Origin of the sequence: Veillonella parvula, from assembly GCF_042850485.1 — a bacterium.
GTDB lineage: Bacteria > Bacillota > Negativicutes > Veillonellales > Veillonellaceae > Veillonella > Veillonella parvula_Q.
Genome location: NZ_AP031417.1, coordinates 1217114 through 1241479, shown reverse-complemented (window position 1 = coordinate 1241479; position 24366 = coordinate 1217114). Strand labels below are relative to the sequence as shown.

The 24366-nt window shown below is 38.3% G+C and carries 27 protein-coding genes; 26 read left to right on the top strand and 1 reads right to left on the bottom strand.

Annotation, left to right across the window (positions count from 1 at the left end; translation table 11 throughout):
* Positions 1 to 73: 73 nt before the first annotated feature.
* The 19 genes from gluQRS to ACGHIY_RS05490 all read left to right on the top strand — a co-directional run bounded on the left by gluQRS (position 74) and on the right by ACGHIY_RS05490 (position 18200).
* The gene (gene gluQRS, locus ACGHIY_RS05580) at positions 74 to 1048 is read left to right on the top strand and encodes a tRNA glutamyl-Q(34) synthetase GluQRS (RefSeq protein WP_024061914.1); all 975 of its coding nucleotides are present in this window, start codon (positions 74 to 76) and stop codon (positions 1046 to 1048) included.
* A 132-nt stretch (positions 1049 to 1180) separates the two neighbouring features.
* Positions 1181 to 1555, top strand: coding sequence for a CoA-binding protein (locus ACGHIY_RS05575; protein ID WP_004697233.1), 375 nt, complete (start codon positions 1181 to 1183; stop codon positions 1553 to 1555).
* Positions 1556 to 1564: 9 nt separating this feature from the next.
* Positions 1565 to 1885, top strand: a complete 321-nt coding sequence (trxA, locus tag ACGHIY_RS05570; RefSeq protein WP_004696229.1) for a thioredoxin — start codon at positions 1565 to 1567, stop codon at positions 1883 to 1885.
* Positions 1886 to 2288: 403 nt separating this feature from the next.
* Positions 2289 to 2720, top strand: coding sequence for a division/cell wall cluster transcriptional repressor MraZ (gene mraZ, locus ACGHIY_RS05565; RefSeq protein ID WP_227037048.1), 432 nt, complete (start codon positions 2289 to 2291; stop codon positions 2718 to 2720).
* 9 nt (positions 2721 to 2729) lie between these two features.
* Positions 2730 to 3662 carry a 16S rRNA (cytosine(1402)-N(4))-methyltransferase RsmH gene (rsmH, locus tag ACGHIY_RS05560; RefSeq protein ID WP_316066464.1) on the top strand — a complete coding sequence of 311 codons (933 nt, stop codon included), beginning with the start codon at positions 2730 to 2732 and terminating at the stop codon, positions 3660 to 3662.
* Between the two features lie 21 nt (positions 3663 to 3683).
* Positions 3684 to 4088, top strand: coding sequence for a cell division protein FtsL (ftsL, locus tag ACGHIY_RS05555; RefSeq protein ID WP_004697156.1), 405 nt, complete (start codon positions 3684 to 3686; stop codon positions 4086 to 4088).
* A 55-nt stretch (positions 4089 to 4143) separates the two neighbouring features.
* Positions 4144 to 5628, top strand: coding sequence for a UDP-N-acetylmuramoyl-L-alanyl-D-glutamate--2,6-diaminopimelate ligase (locus ACGHIY_RS05550; RefSeq protein ID WP_390525346.1), 1485 nt, complete (start codon positions 4144 to 4146; stop codon positions 5626 to 5628).
* Position 5629: 1 nt separating this feature from the next.
* Positions 5630 to 6988 carry a UDP-N-acetylmuramoyl-tripeptide--D-alanyl-D-alanine ligase gene (gene murF, locus ACGHIY_RS05545; protein WP_156697597.1) on the top strand — a complete coding sequence of 453 codons (1359 nt, stop codon included), beginning with the start codon at positions 5630 to 5632 and terminating at the stop codon, positions 6986 to 6988.
* 56 nt (positions 6989 to 7044) lie between these two features.
* Positions 7045 to 8031, top strand: coding sequence for a phospho-N-acetylmuramoyl-pentapeptide-transferase (mraY, locus tag ACGHIY_RS05540; RefSeq protein ID WP_287501624.1), 987 nt, complete (start codon positions 7045 to 7047; stop codon positions 8029 to 8031).
* Positions 8032 to 8114: 83 nt separating this feature from the next.
* Positions 8115 to 9485, top strand: coding sequence for a UDP-N-acetylmuramoyl-L-alanine--D-glutamate ligase (gene murD / locus ACGHIY_RS05535; protein WP_287507332.1), 1371 nt, complete (start codon positions 8115 to 8117; stop codon positions 9483 to 9485).
* Positions 9485 to 10594, top strand: a complete 1110-nt coding sequence (gene murG / locus ACGHIY_RS05530) for an undecaprenyldiphospho-muramoylpentapeptide beta-N-acetylglucosaminyltransferase (RefSeq protein ID WP_012864506.1) — start codon at positions 9485 to 9487, stop codon at positions 10592 to 10594. The genes murD and murG overlap by 1 nt, the downstream gene beginning before the upstream one ends.
* Positions 10595 to 10608: 14 nt before the next feature.
* Entirely contained in the window at positions 10609 to 11991 is a 1383-nt protein-coding gene (gene murC / locus ACGHIY_RS05525) for a UDP-N-acetylmuramate--L-alanine ligase (RefSeq protein WP_105086602.1), read from the top strand.
* A complete protein-coding gene (locus ACGHIY_RS05520) occupies positions 11988 to 12920 on the top strand; it encodes a D-alanine--D-alanine ligase (RefSeq protein ID WP_105086601.1) in 933 nt (310 codons plus the stop codon). Before murC ends, ACGHIY_RS05520 begins: the two co-directional genes overlap by 4 nt.
* A 28-nt stretch (positions 12921 to 12948) precedes the next feature.
* Positions 12949 to 13830, top strand: a complete 882-nt coding sequence (locus ACGHIY_RS05515) for a cell division protein FtsQ/DivIB (protein WP_105086600.1) — start codon at positions 12949 to 12951, stop codon at positions 13828 to 13830.
* Positions 13831 to 14526, top strand: a complete 696-nt coding sequence (locus tag ACGHIY_RS05510) for a DUF881 domain-containing protein (protein ID WP_105086599.1) — start codon at positions 13831 to 13833, stop codon at positions 14524 to 14526. It begins immediately after the preceding gene.
* A complete protein-coding gene (locus ACGHIY_RS05505; RefSeq protein ID WP_004696202.1) occupies positions 14523 to 14867 on the top strand; it encodes a small basic family protein in 345 nt (114 codons plus the stop codon). The genes ACGHIY_RS05510 and ACGHIY_RS05505 overlap by 4 nt, the downstream gene beginning before the upstream one ends.
* A gap of 138 nt (positions 14868 to 15005) precedes the next feature.
* Positions 15006 to 16046: a cell division protein FtsZ gene (gene ftsZ, locus ACGHIY_RS05500; RefSeq protein ID WP_004696200.1), complete on the top strand. Its 1041-nt coding sequence runs from the start codon at positions 15006 to 15008 to the stop codon at positions 16044 to 16046.
* A gap of 80 nt (positions 16047 to 16126) precedes the next feature.
* The gene (locus ACGHIY_RS05495; RefSeq protein WP_004696198.1) at positions 16127 to 16696 is read left to right on the top strand and encodes an outer membrane beta-barrel protein; all 570 of its coding nucleotides are present in this window, start codon (positions 16127 to 16129) and stop codon (positions 16694 to 16696) included.
* A 256-nt stretch (positions 16697 to 16952) separates the two neighbouring features.
* Positions 16953 to 18200, top strand: coding sequence for an aminotransferase class I/II-fold pyridoxal phosphate-dependent enzyme (locus ACGHIY_RS05490; RefSeq protein ID WP_004696196.1), 1248 nt, complete (start codon positions 16953 to 16955; stop codon positions 18198 to 18200).
* A gap of 129 nt (positions 18201 to 18329) precedes the next feature.
* Here the strand turns inward: ACGHIY_RS05490 and ACGHIY_RS05485 are convergent, their stop codons facing one another.
* Positions 18330 to 18599: a DUF896 domain-containing protein gene (locus ACGHIY_RS05485; RefSeq protein ID WP_004696194.1), complete on the bottom strand. Its 270-nt coding sequence runs from the start codon at positions 18597 to 18599 to the stop codon at positions 18330 to 18332.
* Positions 18600 to 18722: 123 nt separating this feature from the next.
* Here ACGHIY_RS05485 and nth point away from each other — a divergent pair, with 123 nt between their 5' ends.
* The 7 genes from nth to prmC all read left to right on the top strand — a co-directional run bounded on the left by nth (position 18723) and on the right by prmC (position 24366).
* On the top strand, positions 18723 to 19358 hold the full coding sequence (gene nth, locus ACGHIY_RS05480) for an endonuclease III (RefSeq protein ID WP_278451667.1): 636 nt from the start codon (positions 18723 to 18725) through the stop codon (positions 19356 to 19358).
* A gap of 1 nt (position 19359) precedes the next feature.
* Positions 19360 to 20805, top strand: a complete 1446-nt coding sequence (locus ACGHIY_RS05475; RefSeq protein WP_278451666.1) for a hypothetical protein — start codon at positions 19360 to 19362, stop codon at positions 20803 to 20805.
* 104 nt (positions 20806 to 20909) lie between these two features.
* Entirely contained in the window at positions 20910 to 21179 is a 270-nt protein-coding gene (locus tag ACGHIY_RS05470) for a YdbC family protein (protein ID WP_390525345.1), read from the top strand.
* Between the two features lie 79 nt (positions 21180 to 21258).
* Positions 21259 to 21456 carry a 50S ribosomal protein L31 gene (gene rpmE, locus ACGHIY_RS05465; RefSeq protein ID WP_004696185.1) on the top strand — a complete coding sequence of 66 codons (198 nt, stop codon included), beginning with the start codon at positions 21259 to 21261 and terminating at the stop codon, positions 21454 to 21456.
* Between the two features lie 57 nt (positions 21457 to 21513).
* Positions 21514 to 22419 (top strand): DUF1385 domain-containing protein, encoded by a 906-nt coding sequence (locus ACGHIY_RS05460; RefSeq protein WP_278451765.1) that lies wholly within the window; start codon positions 21514 to 21516, stop codon positions 22417 to 22419.
* A 2-nt stretch (positions 22420 to 22421) separates the two neighbouring features.
* Complete coding sequence (gene prfA / locus ACGHIY_RS05455) at positions 22422 to 23504, top strand: peptide chain release factor 1 (protein WP_004696177.1); 1083 nt, start codon at positions 22422 to 22424, stop codon at positions 23502 to 23504.
* Positions 23497 to 24366, top strand: a complete 870-nt coding sequence (prmC, locus tag ACGHIY_RS05450) for a peptide chain release factor N(5)-glutamine methyltransferase (RefSeq protein ID WP_278451665.1) — start codon at positions 23497 to 23499, stop codon at positions 24364 to 24366. The genes prfA and prmC overlap by 8 nt, the downstream gene beginning before the upstream one ends.

The following is a 24366-nucleotide window of genomic DNA, read 5'->3' as shown; positions in this document are numbered from 1 at the left end:
ATTATTTATAGTGGCATATTCTGTGTAAGTTTACGGGATATGCCACTTGTTTTGTACTGTAGGAGGGTCCATTATGAAAGGCCGATTTGCTCCAAGCCCCACAGGATATATCCATCTTGGCAATGTGTGGATAGCCCTCTTATCCTATGTTTCTACGAGGCAACAAAAAGGGCAGTATGTTGTGCGAATGGAGGATATAGACATCCAACGTTCTAAACGGGATTTAGGGGAAGCTCTATTAGATGATTTAGAGTGGCTAGGCTTTGAATGGGATGAAGGACCTCGTGTTGGTGGTCCAGAATCAACATATTGGCAAAGTGAACGGCAAACATATTATGGAGAAATATTAGAACATCTTGCATCAGAAAAACTAATTTATCCTTGCTTTTGTAATCGTACAAGGCTCCAGTCTATTGCTTCGGCACCCCATGTCGGCGATGTAATTCATCGTTACGATGGCCATTGCCGTCATCTAGAGGATAAATTGATAAAAGAATTTATGATGTCTAAGGAGCCATCTTTGCGTTTAGCCGTTAATTCTTGTGATTTAGATTTCGTGGATCGTTGGCAAGGCTTTCAACATATTCATTTAGAAGGTGAATTAGATGATTATGTATTGCGTCGTGGTGATGGTATGTATGCCTATAATTTAGCTGTCGTACTGGATGATATTGTTATGGGGATAACGGAGGTCATTCGTGGAGATGATTTACTAGAGACTACGGGGCAGCAAATATATTTATATAAAACATTACAAACCAGTTTCAATTCTAAAAATATACAAATACCTTCTTATGGGCATGCTCCATTATTAATTGATTCTGAAGGACATAGATTGTCTAAGCGACAAAAGAGTATTACTATTCGAGAATTGCGTGAAAATCAGTGGTCTCCTAATAGAATTTTAGGTGAGCTGGCTATTGTAGGGGGCTTAGTTGAAGCTCATACATTAAGTCGTAGAGAAATCAGTTTATCTGAATTAATTGAGATTGATTTAAATTTACCTAGTCTTAGTCAGAAAACGATTGAGATACAAATCAAAGAATAACGTAAGAAAATAGTATTGCTTTATGTTATAGAATGTTTGCTAAAAGAGAATAATTCTTTAACTATATAATTCGATATAATATATTGACAATGTTCGATATTCATTTATAATAGTATATAAGAGGTGGTCGAAATGACAATTCAACAAGCTTTAGATCAAAAAGTATGGGCCGTTATTGGAGCTACCCATAAAACCGAAAAGTTCGGTTATAAGATTTATAAATGTCTTAAAGATCACGGATATGAAGTATATCCAGTCAATCCTAATATTGCAGAAATAGATGGAGACACTTGTTACTCTAGTCTTTCTGCACTTCCCGTTGTGCCTGCTGTGGTAGATTTTGTTGTACCAGAAGCAGTAGGGTTAGCTGCACTTGATGAATGCAAAGAACTTGGCATTCCTGTTGTGTGGTTGCAACCGGGGGCGGATAAACCATCTGTTGTTGAAAAAGCACATGCTTTAGATCTGCATGTCATTCAAGATTGTGTATTAGTTCAATTACCGTAGGAGGGTACAATGAGCGAATTAAAAGATTTAAAAACTGCTGAATATCAAGATTTAGTAAACCAAGGTGGTGTTACTGTTGTTGACTTCTGGGCTCCGTGGTGCGGTTATTGCGTACGTATGATGCCAATCATTGAAGAAATTGCAGGTGAGCTTGAAGGTAAAGCTAACTTTGTAAAAGTAAACGCTGATGAAGAACCAGAATTAGCACGTAACTTACAAGTTGAAGTATTGCCTACATTCGTTATTCTAAAAGATGGTGAAGTAGTAGACCGTAAAATTGGATTCTTGCCTAAAGGCGATCTTCAAGCGGCTATCGAATCTAAATTTTAATACTATAATTAAAATTATATAAATAGAGGAAAACCTCATCAATGTATGTGTTGTACATTGATGAGGTTTTTTTGCTTTTTTAATATAGACCTAAATATATTTAACGTTTATGCGTTGCTAAACATAATACATTGAGTTCCTAAACATAATACATCTAAAAGTGGGGTTTATGTCCATCTAAGGAGTGGTATTTCACCATTGTGGTGGAGAGTGGTTTAAATTGATTAGTTTTAAATATTTAATCGAACATATGTATTGTAGAAAAGCGGAGAAAAATAGAGATTAAACAAGAAAAATATAAAAAAGTGGGATAAAAATGGATTTTTTGTTGTGAAAGGTGGGGAATTGTGGTAGAATTTACCATATAGTGGTGGATAAGAAATAGTGAAAGGCGGTGATACGTATGTTCATGGGCGAATATAATCATACTATTGATACAAAAGGGCGGATGATTATACCTGCGAAAATACGTGAACAACTAGGCGATTTGTGCATCGTAACAAAAGGCTTAGATAACTGCTTGGCTATTTACACCGAAGAGGCGTGGAAAAAAATTTCTACTGCTTTACAATCACAATCCTCCACTAAAGCTAGCGTGCGTGCCTTAAAACGTTTTGTTTTTGGTAGTGCCGCTGAGCTTGAATATGATAAACAAGGTCGTGTTCTCATTCCTGTACCACTACGTGAATATGCTAGCCTTGATAAACAGGCTGTTATTGTAGGGGCTGGGGATCATGTCGAAATCTGGAGCCGCGAAAAATATGATTACTATGATGATCAAGTGGCTGAAAGCATGGAAGAATTAGTTGAAGGGCTTGAAGGGATTATGTTATAGGAGGCTATGATGGAATTTAATCATACTAGCGTACTCTTACGTGAAACGGTGGACTCCGTCGTAACTAATCCAAAAGGCATTTATGTGGACTGTACCCTTGGTGGGGCAGGACATGCTCACGCAGTGGGCGAGATGCTAGACCCAGAAGGCATGATTATAGGTTTAGATCAAGATGAAGATGCTTTGAGTATAGCTCGACAGCGTTTATCTGATTTGAAATGTCAGGTGTTAACAATACCTACAAACTTTTCTAACTTAAAAGAAGCCCTCCGAAATGCGGGCATCTATGAAGTAGATGGTTTTATATTTGATCTTGGTGTATCAAGCTATCAACTAGATACCCCTGAACGAGGTTTTTCATATATGAATGATGGACCTCTTGATATGCGAATGGATAAAGATGCACCTCTTACGGCAGAGGAAATTGTTAATGAATATGACAGTGAACAATTACTGCAAATTATCCGCGACTATGGGGAAGAACGATGGGCTAAACGGATTGTTGAGTTTATTGTTGAAGCACGCCAAGAAAAAAGAATCATTACTACTGGTGAGTTAGTTAGAATTATTAAGAATGCAATACCTGCAAAGGCACGACAAGATGGACCTCATCCGGCAAAACGGACGTTTCAGGCTATACGTATTGAAGTAAATAGAGAATTAGCAATTTTGCATGATAGTTTTGTAGATGCTGTATCGATGTTAAAACCAAAGGGAAAGATTGGAGTTATTACATTCCACTCCTTGGAAGATCGAATTACAAAGCAAACTTTTAAAGAGTTAAGTACCGCATGTATATGTCCTCCACAATTGCCTATGTGTGTTTGTAATCACAAGGCAGTTGTAAAGGCAAAAAATAAGGCTATAGAGCCAAGTATAGGGGAGATTGAAGTTAATCCGAGGGCTAGAAGCGCTAAATTGCGCGTAGCAGTAAAGTTGTAGAATTGGAAGGGGTTAAGTGTTATGTTAGCAAGAAAGGCTGTTGTGGGCCAAGTAAAAGGTGATATGTTGGTCATTGCACAAGGGAGAAGACGTAGTGCAAACGTAGCTTTAGATTTAAGCCCTATGATGTGGCAAGTTGTATATGGTATTGCTGCATTAGTTGCATGCTTGCTTATCATGATGGTTATGAATGCATACAGTACAAAGTTGGGCTATGAGGTAGTTAAAACACAGCAAGCTGTAGTACAATTAACAAAAGATAACGATGCATTAGACGTTGAAGTGGCTTCCTTGAAGTCTCCTGTACGTATCCAACAAATCGCAGAAGAACAACTAGGAATGGTTTTGCCTGATTCTTTTGTTTATAGCACAAAAAGCGCTGTTACTGAACGTAATGTACAAGAGAAACAGCAAATTATAGACTAGCAGGCGAAGCAGCTCGTATTGGGCTGCTTTCCTTTGCGTGTAAAGGAGATTGTATATGAAACACTTACAAGATATAGTAAAAACCTTACATGCACCGCATGTAGAAGGTAATACAGCTGTTGAAATTTTAGATGTAACCGCTGATTCTCGTGCTGTAAAAGCAGGTAGTTTATTTATTGCTTTAGATGGTGCTACTGTCGATGGACATGACTATGTTAATAAAGCTGTTGAGGCTGGGGCAGTAGCCGTATTAGTATCTAAACCTGTTGAGGTAAATAGTGATGTTTGTGTTATCACTGTTGAAGATACACGTGCGGCTATGATGGCCTGTGTGCCATACTTTTTTGATTATCCAGCCAATTCCATGCGCATGATTGGTGTCACTGGTACTAATGGTAAAACGACTACAACTCATATGATTCGTCATATTTTGAAAGCTCAAGGTCATAAGGTCGGTGTGATTGGTACTGTTCATATCATGATTGGTGATACATCATATCCGATTCATAACACGACCCCTGACGTAGTAGATTTACAACATATTTTGCATCAAATGGTAGAAGAGGGGGTTACACATTGTGTAATGGAAGTATCTTCTCATGCGTTGGCTTTAGGACGCGTATCTGGTGTTGAGTATGATACGGCTGTATTCACAAATCTTACACAAGATCATTTAGACTTTCACAAAACATTTGAGAATTACTTGGCAGCTAAATGTAAACTATTTGAACAAGTTAGCAAATCAAACCAAATAAAATCTGGTAAGGGTGCTGTCATCAATATTGATGATGTCTATGGACATCGAGTTGTTGAAAAAACTACAGCCCCTATCATTACCTATAGTATTGATGGTAGCGGCACATTGAATGCTCATGACGTTGATATGACGCCAAAGTCTAGCCGTTATACTGTATCTTATGATGGTCATGATTATACAGTTGCAATGAATACAACTGGCTTGTTTAATGTGTATAATACATTAGCAGCTATTGGTGCCTGCTTATTAGAAGGTATTTCCATGGAAGACATCGATAAAGCGTTGAAAACATTTAGTGCTGTACCTGGTCGTTTTGAATTGATTGAAGAAGGTCAACCATTTGCTGTTGTTGTAGACTATGCACATACACCAGATGGGTTAGAAAATATTTTACAAACAGCAAAGGCTATTCAAGAAAATCGTATTATTGTAGTCTTTGGCTGTGGCGGTGACCGAGATGCAACCAAACGTCCTATTATGGGACGCATTGCGGCACAATACGGTGATGTTGTGTATGTTACATCTGATAATCCGCGTACAGAGGATCCTGTACAAATTGTTAAAGATGTGGAAGTCGGCGTTAAAGACGGCCTTCGAGAAGGAACTCACTATGAAGTTATCGTTGATCGTCGAGAAGCGATTCAACATGCTATACAACATGCAAAACCTGGGGATATTGTACTCATTGCAGGTAAGGGGCATGAGGATTACCAAATCTTAAAGGATAAAACGATTCATTTTGATGATCGTGAAGAGGCGCGAGCAGCCCTCAAGGAGATCTAATATGGCAGAATTTACATTGTCTCAAGTACTGGAAGCCACACAGGGGACGAGTGCACATACCGACAATATTAAGTTTTTAGATGTGTCTACTGATACAAGAACTATTGAATCAGGCTTTTTATTTGTAGCCTTAAAAGGTGATACCTTTGATGGCCATGATTTTATCAATGCGGCTATCGAAAAAGGTGCTACAGGGGCTATCGTTGAAAAAGGACGTTCTGTAGAAGGTATTGCTTGCATCGAGGTAGACAATACTTTGGTAGCATATCAAAACTTAGCACGATATCATCGTCGCCGCTTTGATATTCCTGTAGTTGCTATTACTGGTTCCTCTGGTAAGACAACGACAAAAGAAATGGTGGCAGCCGTACTTGGCACAGAATTTAATGTATTAAAAACTGAGAAAAATTTTAATAATGAAATTGGCTTGCCAAAAACCTTGTTACGTTTGACCGCTGAGCATGAAGCCTGTGTTGTTGAAATGGGTATGCGTGGGCTCGGACAAATTGAAGAACTGGCGTTGATTGCAGAACCAACGATGGGGATTATTACTAATGTTGGTACTAGTCACATCGAGCTTTTAGGTTCTCGAGAAGCCATTGCCGAAGCGAAAGGTGAATTGATTCGTTGCTTGCCTGAAAACAGCGTGGCTATCCTTAATGAAGATGATCCATATGTAAAAGCTATGGATCGTTTAGCTAAGGGTAAAACAATTACCTATGGTATTGAACGGAATGCTACTTGTATTGGTAGCCATTTGCGCTATAAAAAAGACGGTATTAAGTTCACTTGTAAGTGTTATGATGAAGTTTTTGATATCTTCTTGCCTATGATTGGTGAACACAATGTATATGATGCATTGGCGGCTATTGTTGCAGGCCGAGTGCTAGGCATTAAATCTAACACAATTCGCAAAGGTTTGAGTGAGTTTAGTGGAACTCCAATGCGTCAAGAAATCGTTCCATTTGAAGATATTGTTATCTTAAATGATGCTTATAATGCAAACCCTTCATCCATGGCAGAAGCTATTAAAGCACTTGGCCAATTAGAAGGTAAGCGTAAAATTGCGATGCTAGGCGATATGCTCGAGCTCGGCGACTTCTCTGAAGAAGCACATCGTGAAATCGGCCATTTGCTTGCTGAAGAGGGTTATAGTGTTGTATTCACCTTTGGTGATGCTGCTGCCTTCATTGCAAAGGAAGCAAAAAAAGCGGGTTTAACTACATTCCGTTGTAACAGCCATTTAGAAATGGCCAACGCATATAGTGATATTCGTGAAAAAGGGGATGTTATCCTTGTGAAAGGTTCCCGTGGTTTACGAATGGAGCGCGTTGTTGAAGAATTAAAGGATCGAGAATAATAGGTAACGGCTAGTTATATCTAGCCGTCCTATTTATTAATAAGTAGAGGATTCATATGATAAATAACATTCTATTAGCCTTCGTAGCGACTTTCATCATTACGGTAGTGCTAGGTAAAATTGCTATTCCTATGTTGCGTTCTTTGCACGCACAACAAAGTATTCGTGAAGAAGGCCCTGAAAGTCATCAAGCAAAAGCCGGTACGCCAACAATGGGTGGTGCTTTCATGATGGTGGCTCTTATTATTGGCGTGGCATTGTTTGCACCATGGAATGTGGGCACAGGAATGTTATTATTCTTAACACTGGGTCATTGTTTATTAGGTTTTTTTGATGATTTTGTAAAAGCTGTAAAAAAACGCAATCTTGGTTTAACAGCGAAGCAAAAATTACTTGGACAATTTATATTGGCTGCCGTATTCTGTTATTGCATTACTGAGATTATGGTTGTTCCTACCACATTATGGATTCCTGTTGTAGATACACAATTACAATTGGGATGGGGTTATTATGTATTGGCATTTTTGATTATTGTAGGAGCTACAAATGCAGTAAATTTAACAGATGGTCTTGATGGTCTTGCTGGTGGTACATCAGCAGTGGCGGCGATAGCATTCTCTGTTATTGGTTTGATGGCTGCATCGATGACAAATTCTATTGGTGCTGAAAGTGTTGCGTACTTCGGCGCTATAATAGCAGCTGTATGTCTTGGCTTTTTGGTATATAATGTGAACCCTGCAAAAGTATTCATGGGGGATACAGGCTCTTTGGCATTAGGTGGTGCCTTTGCAGCAATGGCTATTTTAACTAAAACAGAATTGCTACTTGTGGTGATTGGTGGCATTTTTGTTATGGAAGCATTATCTGTTATTATTCAAGTTATTTCTTTCAAAACACGTGGTGTGCGTGTTTTTAAGATGAGTCCTATTCATCACCATTTTGAACTTTCCGGATGGGCAGAACAAACAGTTGTTAATCGTTTCTGGTTTGGTGGAGCCGTTTTAGCCATTATTGGTGTGCTTTTAGCGACTATAACTTTATAAGATAATACTTAACGGAAGTTGTAAATAATGGTATGCTTATTAGATAGGATACATTAATTTTATAAATAATTTAGGTGATATAGATGGAATATGGAGATAAACATATACTTGTTCTTGGCGCTGGAGCTAGCGGTATAGGTGCATCTTGGGTATTAGCCCAAGTGGGTGCGCATGTTGTGTTAAATGATTATAAGCCTATGACACTGCCTACGGCTGAGGAGAAACGACTCGTTGCGGCAGGGGTAAATATTATTACAGGACATCAAGATGAATCCTTGCTAGATGGCGTGGATCGTATCGTTATTTCTCCAGGTATTTCTTTAGATATTCCGATTGTAAAAGCAGCACAGGCTCGTGGTATTGACGTGGTCAGCGAAGTAGAATTAGCTTATGAAGTATCTAAATCACCTATCGTAGCTGTTACTGGTACAAATGGTAAGACTACGACAACAACCTTATTAACTAAAGTACTAGAAGGCTCTGGAAAACCAGTTCACGTCGGTGGAAATATTGGTGATTCCCTTAGTGAAGTGGCGTATTCTATGCCTGCAGACGGTTTTTTGGTAGCTGAATTATCTAGTTATCAATTAGAGACAATCAAGCATTTTAGGCCTATTGGGGCTATTATGCTCAATATTACTCCAGATCACTTAGCTCGTCATAAGACGATGGAAAACTATATTGCTGCGAAGGAACGCATCTTTGAAAATCAATTAAGTACAGATTATTTAGTGTTGAATATAGATGATCCCGTTGTAGCTGATATGGAACATCGTGCGCCTAGTCATATTCTAAAGATTAGTCAAAAAAAAGCCGTAGAGAATGGCGCTTATTATGCTGATGGGAAATGTTATATTGCTAAAGATGGGGTAGCAAAATTTGTTATTGGAAATGAAGATATTCATATTCCAGGCAGTCATAATATTGAAAACATATTGACCGTTATTGCTTTATCTTATGCATTGGGCGTACCCGTAGAGACAATTCATCGTATTATTAGTGAGTTCCATGGCGTTGAACATCGTTTAGAACGCGTTAAAACGATTGATGGTATTACATTTTATAATGATTCTAAAGCGACTAATGTAGATTCTGTGGTTAAAGCATTAGAATCCTTTGATCAACAAGTTATTCTATTAGCTGGTGGTCATGATAAAATGACGCCTTTAGAAGACTTCATGGAGTTAGTTAAGGAGAAGACTAAAGCGGTTATTTTCATGGGGGAAGCGGCAGATCGTTTCGAGACGGCTGCAAAAAAGGCTGGTGTGAAGCCGATTTATCGTGCTTTATCCATGAAGGACGCAGTAGAGAAAGGCTATAAATTGGCAGAGACGGGCGATATTGTGCTATTATCTCCGGCTTGCTCAAGCTTTGATTGGTACAGCTGTTTTGAAGAGCGTGGAGATGACTTTAAACGTTGTGTTCATATGTTGCAAGAGGGAGGACACCATTAATGAAACGTGTTATTATTTCAGGTGGTGGCACTGGTGGACATATATATCCAGCAATAACTATATATAAGGAAATTATGAAACAAAATCCTGATGCAAAGGTGTTATATGTTGGTACCAAGCAAGGTCTCGAGGCTACATTAGTTCCTAAAGAGGGAATAGAGTTTACTACGATTCCTGTGCAAGGCTTGCAGCGTCAATTATCGTTAGGTACTTTAGTTACATTAGGTAAAACTGCTTTAGGCATTGTAAAAGCTAATGCTATAGTTTGTAAGTTTAAACCTGATGTTGTTATTGGTACTGGTGGTTATGTATGTGGGCCTGTTCTCTTGGCTGCAGCATTACATAATATTCCTACTATAATTCAAGAACAGAATGTCATAGCAGGTATTACTAATAAAATTCTGAGTCGTTTTGTTGATGTGGTAGCCCTAGGCTATAAGGATGCGGAAGCATCGTTTTCTAAAGCAAAGCGCGTAGTCTATACAGGGAATCCTGTTCGTCCAGATGTGCTAGTTGATTCGAGAACAGTGGGACGTAACTATTTCAATTTAAGTGATGATACCTTTACAGTACTCATAGCTGGAGGTTCTCGAGGGGCGAGAACTATTAACAATGCTATGATAGATGTACATAAACACTTCCAAGGTGTGAAAGGTATTAAATTAATCCATATTACGGGAAACGGAGAATATGAATCTGTTTTATCCCAATTGGGCATTACCGATGGGGATGGTTTAGGTAGTTCATCTTTGATTTTGCCGTATTTACATGATATGCCAAAAGCACTAGCAGCAGCCGATTTAGCAGTATTTAGATCTGGTGCTATAGGTCTTGCAGAATTAGCAGTTCGCGGTATTCCATCCGTATTGATACCGTATCCATACGCAGCGGAAGATCATCAAACCTATAATGCACGTATCTTTGTACAAGAAGGGGCGGCGCATATGATTGTAGATAAAATGTTGAGTGCTCACGATTTAATAGGGGAAATCGAGATGTTTATGGCCAACCGTGATTTGTTGGCACAAATGGGAGACCGAGCATTGCAATTGGGGAAACCGAATGCGGCTCATGATATTGCAAAATTAGCTTTATCTATTGCAAAGTAACAAGGAGAGGTTTTATGTTAGACGGTATTCACAAAATTCACCTTATCGGTATTGGTGGATCTGGTATGCGTGCGATAGCGAATATTTTGATTCAAAAAGGTTATGATGTATCTGGTTCAGATATTGCTGAATCTGCGGTGATTTCTAAGTTTAGAGATATGGGTGCCACGGTGCATATCGGTCATAATAAAGAATATGTAAATGGTGTTGATGCCATAGTTCGTTCTACAGCGATTCGTGAAGACAATCCTGAAATTGTTGCCGCTAAAGAGCAAGGGATTACCATTTTACATCGTTCTGATATTGTAAAGGCTGTATTAGATGTAACAGATGGTATCGCAGTAGCTGGTGCGCATGGTAAAACATCTACAACCTCAATGATTGGACAAATTTTAGTGGAGGCTAATGCGGATCCTACAGTAATTATCGGTGGCGAAGTAGATTATCTCAAAGGTAGCAGTTGCCTTGGGAAAGGCCATTTTTCCGTTGTGGAAGCGGATGAGAGCGATGGTTCATTTTTAAAACTGCATCCACATACTATCGTTATAACTAATATTGAAGATGATCATATGGATCATTATAAAACTATGGATAACTTGTTAAACGCTTTCTGTGAGTTCGTCGAAACGTTACCAGAAGCAGGCAAAGCTATCGTATGTGGTGATAATGAAAATATTCGTTATGTTATGAGCCGCGTAAAACGTACTTTTATTACGTATGGGTTAGAGGATAATAATGATTATGTAGCAAAAAATATTCATTATGTGGACTCTTCCTTGGTATATGATGTATATCATAAAGGCATTAATATAAGCCGCATCAGCTTGCGCGTGCCTGGAGAACATAATGTATTAAACTCATTGGCAGCCTTTATTGTGGCTCATGAATGTTGCGGTGTAGAGAATCGCTTTATCACAAAAGCGTTAGGTAAATTTATCGGTGCAAAACGACGTTTTGAAACAAAGGGTCATGTTGGTGGAGTCTGGGTTGTCGATGATTATGCACATCATCCAACAGAAATTAAAGCGACCTTAAGAGCGGCAAAAGAGCTTGAAAAACATCGCGTTATTTGTGTGTTTCAACCGCATCGGTATACACGTACAAGTTTGTTGAAAGATGAATTTGCCACTGCTTTTACAAGTGCTGATGAAATATATATGACAGATATTTACAGTTCTGGTGAAGATCCGATTGCAGGTATCGATGGACGTACTATTCCTGACGCTGTTGAAGCTGCTACACATAAGGTTGTACATTATGTACCATCTGTTGACGACATACCGGCTGTATTGGCAAAAATTGTGCGACCTAATGATCTGGTTATCACAATGGGTGCCGGTTCTATTAATCAATATGGACCCAAATTATTAGCTATATTGGAGGAAGGCTTACAATGAAAGATAGAAAAATAATCGTATTGATGGGTGGCCCTTCCAAAGAGGCTGAAGTATCTCGCCGTACTGGCGTTGCTATTGCGGAAGCACTCGAAAGCAAAGGGTATAATGCGCAAACATTAGAACTTAATCCTCGTACTGTTTTAAAAGATATTGAATCCTTAGGCGGAGAGATTGTATTTAATGCAATTCACGGCCGTTATGGTGAAGATGGCGCATTACAAGGCTTGCTTGAAATGGCAGAAATTCCATATACTGGATCGGGCATCATGGCTCATGCGGTAGGAATGAATAAAAAAGTAAGTAAAGATGTTTTCAAAGGAGCTAATATTCCAACAGCCGCTTCTGAATCCTTTAATGGTAATTTAGAATCTGCAGAAGCTATTATAGGACATATTCGTAAACAGTTTACGATTCCTGTAGTGGTAAAATCTGCTACTCAAGGATCTAGTATTGGCGTTACCATTGTTCGTGATGAGGTACAATTGGAGGATGCTGTTACAGAGGCACTAAAATATGATCCGATTCTTGTAGTAGAGCAATTTCTTGATGGTCGCGAATTTACAGTATCCGTTCTTGACGGCAAGGCCTTGTCAGTAATCGAAATCCGTCCACATTCTGGGGAGTATGATTATACCAGCAAATATACTGTAGGTGCTACAGAATATTTAGTGCCTGCGCCTATTAGTGAAGAAATGACTGCTGAGATGCAACGCATAGGGGAACTTGTGTATCGCGAAGTACAAGGCAGTGGGGTTATTCGTGTTGATATTATGACAGATCATGCAGATGATATGTATGTTCTAGAATACAATACTGTGCCAGGTATGACGGCAACGTCTTTAGTACCAAAGGCAGCTAAAGAAATGGGAATTGACTTTCCAACATTATGTGAAAAGATTCTATTAACAGCTAGTATAGGAAAATTTTAAGGGCTGAATAGAACATAAGGAGTTATCTATGGATGATAAGCAATACCATCCATCCAACTCTGGGGAGATGCAGTCTTCTACACCTGTTCAAGATGAACGGGCTGTATTTAGAAAACGAGTGTTAAAAATCGGTGGTGCAGTTACTCTCGTGTTGGTGGGATTGTTTACACTACCTATTCCTTTTGGATCCTTAAAAATTATAGGGTCGGATAAGGTAACTGTACAAGATGTAATGGTAGCAGGGGATATTCATGAACCTGTAAATATATTGCAAATTAGTACAGAGAAATTAAAAACTAGATTGGCGAAAGACTTACGGGTTGAAGAGGCCCAAATTAGTTATCAATTGCCATTTACAATGGTTGTACGTGTCATAGAGCGCAAAGCTGTTGCAGTTGTACCAGCTCAGTTTGGTTATTTAACACTTGACAGTAAAGGTCAAGTGATTGCATCAGAGCCTGCAATACAAGATACGTCGGTACCAATGATATCAGGTGTTAAGGCGGGAAATATTTTGTTAGGTGATACCGTTGTGGATAAGCCCATTTTAGCGGCTCTTGAATACTTAAACTCTCTTGATGAGAGCACCTTCAAGACTATTGCAGAAGTCAATATAGGAGATCCTGATGCAATAATGGCTTATACCGTATCGGGGGTGCAAATTAGATTAGGAGATAGTAAAGACTTACCTAAAAAAGCCGAGTTAACTCAGTCTATGTTACAAGATATTAAGACAACACATAGCAATGTACAATATATAGATGTTAATGTTTCATCACCATATATAAAAACTGATGTAATACCGGAAGTTAAAAAGCATCAGACTGGAACAAAGACAACAGAAAATTCATCTACTAAGAAGGATGATAAAAAACAAGATAAACAAGGTCATGTTGAAGATAAAAGGTAGATGATTGTCGTGAGACACGAACGGTGGGCAATAGCCTTAGTCAGTTGTATATTGGGTTTCATGGTTGTTACTCAATATAAGATGACTCAAGATAATATAGAAGAAAATATCCGTTTACAACGGGCTGGTGATTTAGCCGTACAATTACGAGAGGCTCAAAGTGAACGTGATACATTGTTAAAACAAATAGAAGAACTTAAACAGTCTGGTGCTAGTAGCAATGTTAAAGCAGATGAACAGTTGATGATGAAAGCAGCTTTAACTAATGTTAAAGGTACAGGTGTTAGTGTATTAATTGAGGATAGCTTAAAGCCAATTCAAAGTGGTGAAAATCCTAATTTATATGTAATTCATGATGAAGATATTTTACGTATTGTTAATGAATTGCGAGCTGGTGGGGCTGAGGCGATAGCTATCAATGATCAACGTCTCATAGGGACTTCTGAAATACGATGCTCTGGTCCGACTATTACTGTGAATGGTAAGGTTTTTGGGGCTCCTTTTACAGTTAAGGCAATTGGTGATCCAAAAACACTAAATTCTGCGCTCACCATGCGAGGCGGTGTGGTGGATTCCTTGAAACACTGGGGCATAAAGGTAACCATAAAGGAAGAAAATGAAATAGCTATTCCAGCTTTTACAGGAACCTTTAGAGAAGAGCATATAAAGCCTAATGAAACAGGAGGTAAAGAATGAATATTTATATCTTTGCCATTGTTGGTTTAATTGTAGGTACTACATTAGGGTGGCTTTCACCATTTCATATACCTATAAGTTATGCAAATTACACATCGGTCGCTGTTCTGGCTGCACTAGATGCTGTATTTGGTGGTAGCCGGGCTGCATTGGAACGAACCTTTGATCTTAGTAATTTTGTACTTGGGTTCTTTTCAAATGTTGTGTTAGCTGTTATTCTTGTATATGTAGGTGACCTCATAGGAATTAACCTATATTACGTAGCTCTTATTGGCTTTGGATTGCATGTATTTATTAATGTAGGCGCTATACGAAAGATTATTATGACTAAGCGATTCTAATAAATCACATTCTATATAGTGGAAAGTTTTTAAATTTTAGTGTAAAATAAATGTAATTGTTATAAGATTGTCAGTATATAAATCGATACATTGGGACGTATATTGATACGATAGATAACGATAAGAGGAGGAAGTTCAATGTCTGATTTTGCAAATATTAAAGTTATCGGTGTTGGTGGCGGCGGTAATAACGCTGTTAATCGCATGGTAGATAGCGATCTTAAAGGTGTTCAATTTTTATCCGCTAATACTGAAAGCCAAGTGCTTGAATTATCTAAAGCGGATGTAACGATTCAAATTGGCGAGAAGGTTACAAAAGGTCTTGGTGCAGGCGCAAATCCACAAATCGGTGAAGAGGCTGCTCAAGAAAGTCGCGAAGAAATTATAAAAGCTCTTGAAGGTGCTGATATGGTATTCGTAACTGCTGGTATGGGTGGTGGTACTGGTACAGGTGCTGCTCCTATCGTTGCAGAATGTGCTAAAGAAATCGGTGCCTTGACAGTAGGCGTCGTTACTAAACCGTTCGCTTTTGAAGGTAAACGCCGTCGTGCACAAGCGGAAAAAGGCATTGAATTCTTGACTCAAAAAGTAGATACTATTATCGTTATTCCTAATGATAAATTGTTGCAAGTTGTAGATAAAAAATGTTCCTTAAGCGATGCATTCCGTACAGCTGATGATGTACTTCGCCAAGGTATCAAGGGCATTTCAGACTTGATTCAAGTTCCTGGCTTGATCAATCTTGACTTTGCAGATGTTAAAACTATCATGACTGAACAAGGCGAAGCATTGATGGGGATTGGCGTTGGCGAAGGTGAAAACCGCGCTGCTGACGCAGCTAAAATGGCTATTAATAGCCCATTGTTGGAAACATCTATCGATGGTGCAAAAGGCATCTTACTCAATATCTCCGGTAGTGCTAACTTAAGCTTGTTTGAAATTAATGAAGCTGCCGAAATTATTTCTGAAGCGGCGGATCCTGATGCAAATATTATCTTTGGTTCTGTTATCGATGAAAGCTTAGGCGATACAGTTCAAATTACTGTTGTGGCAACTGGTTTTAATTCAAATACTAAGAATGTACCTGAATTCGGTAAAACAACAACTACATCCCGTCCGGCATCCACTACAAATACTAACAATGGTATCCCTGATATCCCTGTATTCATGAAACGCTAATTTATAGATTGTATAATTATTATACCTATCAATTAGTAACTTATTAAGACATACCATTGGTATGTGTATAGGAGGTAAAAATGAAGAAATTAGTATTATTAACTTTAGCAGCTACAGTTGTAGCCGGCAGTGCATTTGCTGCAGCTCCTGTAACAAAAATTAGTGATGGATCCACCAAGGTACAAGCTGATTATGCTTTTAAACAACACGTATCTAACGGTGGTGGCAATAGCAATGATGGTTTCGGTGTTTCTTTACAACACGACCTTTCCAATAAAGCCGCATTACAATACTCTTACGATAAATTAAATGCAAAAAATGGCGATATTAAAGATCATCAATTAGCATTGGTTTATAAGGTACATCCAAATGTAAATCTATATGGTGCAGGTACTGCGATTCGTACAAATGATACTGAACTTGGTTTCCAAGCTGGTGTTATCGGTCATGTACCTTTGACTAATAAAGTAAACGGCTTTGCTAAGGCTGGTTGGGGTAATGATATTAAGCAAACTTATCAAGTAGGTGCTCAATATGAAGTACGCCCTGATGTAGATTTGAATGTATACTATGGCTATGATAAATATAGCGTAGATAGCAATGATAAAACTGCAAAAGGTTTACACGCTGGTGTAGGCTACTCCTTCTAAGGATGATAAGGACCACTCTTTTGAGTGGTCTTTTTTTTATATATTTACTGTTTTATTGTATATTTGTTAACAATTTTTCCTAAATAAGGTACTTAATTATTATATATATATATATATATTTAATAAGTGTTGAATTACTAATAGTTAGTTAAATCTTCTATGTATACAATATATTTACTGAATATACGTTGTATATTTAAATCAGTTTAGGTATGATAAATGTGTAATATTCATTTCAGATAGGATGGTGCAAGTTATGACAAGTGTTGCTGCAAAGCATGCAAAAGGAAAAAAATTAAAAGACGTAATCTTCGTAACTGCTGGTCAAGCTCAAGCTGATGCTAAAGAAAATGGCCGTGAGAATGTTGTGAATGGTACGTTGGGTGCTATTCATGATGAAGAGGGAAACTTAGTTTTTCTTAAGACCGTTAAAGAAGAATATTTGAGTCTTTCGGATTCTGAACATGTTGGTTATGCACCAATTGCGGGTATTCCAGATTTTTTGTGTGCTGCTGAAAAAGAATGTTTTGGTAATTTCCGTCCAGAAGGTCATATTCGTAGCATTGCTACCGCAGGTGGCACTGGTGGCATTCATCATTTGATTCATAACTATACAGAGCCTGGTGATGAAGTATTAACAGCGGATTGGTACTGGGGTGCATACCGTGTTATTTGTAGTGATACTGGACGTACACTAGTTACGTATTCCTTATTTGATGAACATAATAACTTTAATCATGAAGCATTCCAAAATCGTGTAAACGAATTGGCGGCTAAACAAACAAATGTGGTTGTTATCTTTAATACACCAGGTAATAACCCAACCGGCTATTCTATTGAGGATAAAGATTGGGATTCTATCCTTAATTTCTTGAAGGATTTAGTTGCTATTGGTCGAAATAATGTGATTATTGGTATTGATGTAGCATATCTTGATTACTCTGGTGAAAAAGATGAGGTACGTGCGTTCTTCAATAAATTTAGTCATTTACCAAAAGAAATTCTCACCTGTGTGTGTTATAGCTTATCTAAAGGATTTACTATGTATGGTCAGCGCGTTGGTGCGATGATTGGGATCTCTGACGATGAAGAAATAGCTGATGAGTTTTTCGAAGTTAACAAATCTACAAGTCGTGCCACATGGTCCAATATTTGTCGTCCCGCAATGCGTACAATGGCTAATATTGTGGCTGATCCAGCTAAGTTTAAGGAATATGAAGCTGAACGCAATTGCTATTATCAATTAATTCGCGATCGTGCTGATATCTTTAAACAAGAAGCAGCACAAGTGGGACTTCCTATGTTACCTTACCGCGGTGGCTTCTTTATTACAATTCCTACAGACTCTGCGAATGCTATCTGTGAAGAATTGAAAAAAGAGCACATCTATGTGATTGCATTAGCAAATGGTATTCGTATAGCAGCATGCGGTATTCCTAAATGTCAAATGACAGGTCTAGCTGAAAAAATTTATAATGCCATGAAACGTCTTGGTAAATTATAATACATAAGTAAATTATACTAAAAACCACTTGATACATGTATCAAGTGGTTTTTAGAATGTAGATATAAATTTGATTGAATAAATATAAAAGGATATTAGTAATGTAATCAATTTTGTTTATTTGTTACATTAGTGAATATCTTTATGCTCTTTAATGTCTTTATCAGCTTCTTTTGCCAAGTTTTCAAGCGCTCGTTTAGGAGCGGTTCTTTCACCTGTTTCTGGGTCTATAAATTCAACGCGGTCCAAGGTGCTTGTAATTTGACCACGAATGAAGCTTAAGTAGATTTCGTATAGTTCTTTTTTTTCTGCTAACTCTTCTGGCGTTAATTCTTGACCAGATTTTTTCTTTGCAGCTAGTTCATTTATTCGTTTTAATGTATCGTTAATATTACTCATATGCGCCTCCTGTATTCTATATTAGAATAGTATGTTTTATTATAACATAGAACTTAATGAATACGTATGGTAAGATATAAGTTGTACGCGTCTGTACTTTCACAGGTGAGAAAGGAGAACTGTATGCGTGTAACAAAAGCGATAAAGGCAGAGCAGTTGAAATTGTTACAAGAGCATTATTTTGATGCAAAACCTGCCCTTGAGTATACAAATGAATTTGAATTATTAGTTGCTGTAGTTTTGTCAGCACAATGTACGGATGAACGGGTTAATATTGTTACTAAACGACTGTTCCCAGAACTTAATCATCCTGCAAAGATGCTTGAAATCGGAGTTGCTAAGTTAGAGACTCTCATTAAAGATTGCGGTCTTTATAAGTCCAAGGCAAAAAACTTAATTGCTACTTGTCAAATTTTAGTTGACCGATATCATGGAGATGTACCTCGTGAGTTTGATCAACTCGTTGAATTGCCTGGTGTGGGGCGTAAAACAGCAAATGTTGTGGTATCCGTTTTATTTGGTACACCAGCCATTGCGGTAGATACACATGTATTTCGCGTGTCTAACCGATTAAAATTAGGTATTGCTAAGACGCCAGAAGAGATGGAACAAAAGTTACAAAAGGCAATTCCAAAAAAGGACTGGGCTGCTGCACACCACTGGTTAATCTATCATGGCCGTAGATTGTGTAAGGCTCGTAAGCCTTTGTGTAATGAATGTTTTTTAAATCATCTATGTCCTTCTGCAGGAAAGGTTTAATATGAAAGTAAACAATGAAGAATTTATTACCCTTTGTGCCGCACATGGTATTGAGGGAATTGATATTGTAAATGAGTTAATGCGTTTTAAAGTGCTAGATCAATTGATTTCTAGTAATGCTAGCTCCCGTGAGTGGGGTGTAACGGCAGATGATTTATATGCGTTAGCAGAAAAATCCACAGTAGAATCCTTTGGTCCTGTACCATATGATTTGAATACATTCCAAGCTCTTTATGGACCATCCTTTAGAGTGGAATTGTTTGATTTTATTAGTGACACAGGCATTTTAGAAGGTCTAGATGTAGGAACTATTTGGGAAACTCCTGTTCGTGAAAGTATCGAAGCTCATAGTAAAACGGGAGAATTGGTTCTGTATGCTTATGTAGAAGAATATGCAGGCATGGTTGAAGAGATTCTTCAATCTTATGAAGATAAAAAAGTCGTTCTGTATACGGCATCTCCCGTGTGTTATAGCATTTTGACACGTTTATATCCAATGGCTCAAATCATTAATCAATGGCCTCATCGTAGCTATTTTGACCATATCTTTACAGGCACAGTTGGTATGTTCCAATCCTCTGAAGATATTGTGGAAGAGGTCGCTAACGGATTACATAACTTGGTTCCAGAAGGGACTGCTCAATTATTCTTACCTGCTACAATGGCACAAAATCAATTGGGCTTAAATAATATGGCGTTGCAATTTTTCTTGAACCAAAAACGAGTAGAAGCTATACGGGAATGGACTCCATTAGGGGCTTATGAAATCGTATATGGTAAATACGATGTAAAAAAAATGCGTGTTGGTCTTCGTGAACGTGTAGGGGATGAGTGGAAAACAATTAATTATATTCCATTACCTCATGGCGTATTTGCGCAATTGCCAGTATTTACGGTATTAAATTATGGCTTGTCCTTGCGTTCTATTTTGTTGCCCGGCAGTCAAACGGACGTAGCCTTAGGTCAAGATGGTATTTATTGCATTGATAGCCGTGTATCTGAATTAGGTCGCACTGCTCTTATTGAAAGTGGAGCTTATTTTCTTACTTTTAAACGTCATACTGATCATATTGATGTAGATATTACGACAGAAGCGCCTGTAGATGATATGTACTGGATGCTCCCAGATGCTGAATTAGCATATATGTGGTATGCCTATTTCTGCAGCACTACGGGTCAAACATTGATTCAAGAAATCTCCATGCTCGTTCAAACAGATGAATCCTTTGGCTATATGCTTAGTAGCGTACGTCGTCGCGTATTAGATGTAAAGGATGAGACCCAACTAATTGAATCTGTACAGGCTGCTGACGAGGCATATATTAAGGCTGTTACGGAGGCTACAACGAGTTGGAAAGAGACCGTAGATTCATTAGGTGCACAAGTTATGCCACCTACAGCTTCTATTGATATTGAAGATTATAGTGACTATAAAAAAGAATTGTAAATCATATAATTTTGGTTTAAAATATATCGTATCCTAAAAAATATAAACTACTAAATATAGTAGATACGAAACATAGCATATGAATATGTAAGAAAGGAGGACCTATGGCAGTTATTAATTTTGAAATCTTCAAGGTTATTGGTACTTTATCTGAAGATAAAGATGGTTGGAAAAAACAATTAACATGTACTAGTTGGGGAAAATACAATCCTAAGTTTGATCTTCGTGCTTGGGATAGTGAATATACAAGCATGAAAAAAGGTATTACCCTTTCTTTAGAGGAGCTTATTGCATTGCGTGACATCCTCAACGAAAGCGACTTGGAAGCTATTTTAGCTGAGGCTATTGAAGAAAAGCAAGCATTCAAGGAATAGTATTGGTTACTTGCATTTGTGCAGGTGTCATGCTATAATCTATAAGAATAATATTGATTGCTGGAAAGAGGTGTATAGAATGAAACAAGGTATTCATCCAGACTATAAAGAAGCTACAGTAACTTGCGGTTGTGGTAACACATTCAAAACTGGCTCTGTAAAAGAAGACCTTCGTGTAGACGTTTGCTCCAAATGCCATCCGTTCTTCACTGGTCAACAACGTGCGGCTCAAGCTCGTGGTCGTATTGAACAATTTAACAAACGTTACGGCAAATAATTTGTATTGTAATGTAACATGTATTGGCAGGGCTGTTGGCTCTGCCTATATTTGTTTATGAGAGGAGATCTTGTGAACAGAGAACGTATAAAAAAGTTTGTCGGAGGACAGGCTGTGATCGAAGGTGTCATGATGAGAGGCCCTGGCTATACGGCAACTGCCGTACGTGAGCCTGCGGGAACTATTGTAGTTCAAAAAGAGGCTACAAAGTCCATTGCTGACACATATCTAATATTGAAAAAACCATTTCTTCGTGGCTGTGTAGCTCTCTATGAATCTCTAGTGATAGGCATGAAGGCTTTATCCTTCTCTGCTAAGGCTGCTGGCGATGAAGAGGAAGAAATGTCTAATAGTGAAATCGCCATTACCATGGTCATTTCTACACTGTTTGCGATAGCTGTGTTTTTGGCATTGCCTACATTTATCGTAAAATTCATTCCTGGTGTACAGGATAATCATATAGTATTAAATCTCATTGAAGGTGTCATTCGTTTAGTACTTTTCTTACTTTATATTTGGGGGATTGGTCTTACGAAGGATATTCAACGAGTTTTCCAATATCATGGGGCAGAGCATAAAACGATTCATACCTATGAATTAGATTTGCCGCTTACTGTAGAAAATGTTCGTCAACAAAGTCGATTGCATGCACGATGTGGTACAAACTTCTTACTTATTGTTATGGTAGTTAGTATCTTTGTATTTGCTTTCTTGGGTTGGCCCAATTTGTTGGAACGTATCGTGAGCCGCGTACTCCTTATGCCTGTAGTAGCTGGTATTGCGTACGAGGTAATTCGTCTTGCTGGACGTAGCGATCATTCTTTTGTAAAAGCTCTTATTAAACCAGGTCTTGCGTTACAATATATGACAACGCGTGAACCAGAAGATGATCAAATTGAAGTTGCTATACGAGCTTTAGAAGAGGTCCGTCCGCCTGAGAGTGACGCATATGAAGAGGAATAAACATGTTAGTTGATAAATTACAAGTTATTGAAGATAAATTTATGGATCTTGAGCAGCGTATTAGTGACCCAGAGGTCATTGCTCGCCAAGATGAATGGCGTAAATTGACCCGTCAACATGCTCAATTATCTGAAACCGTTGAAACGTTCCGTACTTACAAAAAAGTTTTATCTGGTATTGATGAAGCTATGGAAGTTATTGAAGATAAATCCATGGACGAAGAATTCCGAGAAATGGCTCAAGAGGAATTGAAAGACTTAAAACCTCAAAAAGAGGAATTGGAAGAAAAGTTGCAAGTTCTATTATTGCCTAAGGATCCTAATGATGATAAAAATATTATCATCGAAATTCGCGGGGGCGCTGGCGGTGATGAAGCTGCATTATTTGCAGGCGACTTGTTCCGCATGTACACAAAATATGCGGAAAGCCAAGGCTGGCGTTGTGAGATTATCGATGCTAATGAACCAGAGCTTGGTGGCTTTAAAGAGGTTATTTTCTCTGTGGATGGTGAAAATGTATACTCTAAGATGAAATTTGAATCTGGTGTACATCGTGTACAACGTGTACCGGCTACAGAAACACAAGGCCGTGTACATACATCTACAGTTACAGTAGCCGTATTGCCAGAGATGGAAGATGTTGATATTGAAGTTAATGAAAAAGATTTAAAAATTGATACATATCGTGCGAGTGGTGCCGGTGGTCAGCATATCAATAAAACTGAGTCTGCTGTTCGTATTACACACTTACCATCTGGTATCGTTGTAGCGTGTCAAGATCAACGATCTCAATTACAAAACCGTGAAAAAGCTATGCGTGTATTACGTGCTAAGTTACAGGATCAAGCTGAACAAGAGGCCATTTCTAGTATGGCTGCAGATCGTAAGAGTCAAGTCGGTACAGGTGATCGTAGTGAACGTATTCGCACCTATAATTACCCACAAGGACGCGTCACAGATCATCGTATTAATTTAACATTATATAAATTAGATGCTATTTTAAATGGCGATCTTGATGAAATTATTCAAGCCTTAAATGCTGCAGACCAAGCGGCAAAAATGCAGGAGGCCAATACAAATGCATAAGGAGATTTGGACAATCGGTCGTATTCTCCAGTGGACAGAGCAGTACTTTCAAAGCAAGGAGATGGATACACCTCGACTTGATGGGGAAGTACTGCTTTCTCACGTTTTAGGTAAAGATCGGATTTATCTATATACCCATTATGACCAACCGCTTATTCAAGATGAACTCGATGCCTTTAGACCTCTCGTTCAAGAACGAGCTAAGGGACATTGTGTAGCGGCTATCATTGGGGAAAAGGACTTTATGGGGTTGACCTTTAAAGTGAATGATAAGGTATTAATTCCACGACCTGATACGGAAACCTTGATTGAGCATGTACTAGGCACATATCCAAAAGATAGCGATATGCGTGTCCTCGATGTATGTACGGGTCCTGGTACGATATTGTTAAGTCTATTACACTACTTGCCGAATGCGTGTGGAGTAGGACTTGAAATATCTACCGATGCTTTGTCAGTGGCTGAGGAAAACTGTGAAAGGTTTAATTTAAATGATCGTGTTCAATTTATAGAATCCGATATGTTTTCTGGTTTGGTAGGTAAAACTGAGAAGTTTGACCTCATCGTATCGAATCCACCATATATCTGTACAGGGGATGCTAAATTATTGTCTCAGGACGTGTTAAATGAGCCTCATATTGCCTTATTTGGTGGTGAAGATGGACTTGATTTTTATCGTATTTTGACTAAATCATGCGGTATATATTTAAAATCGCAAGGCCGTATAGCTTTTGAAATAGGTTTTGATCAAGCTGAGGCTGTAAAGTCTTTATTAGAGGAAACAGGGCAGTATTCTAATATTCGATGTATTACTGACCTTGGTGGAAATAATCGCGTTATAACAGCTGTGTATGAGGGATAA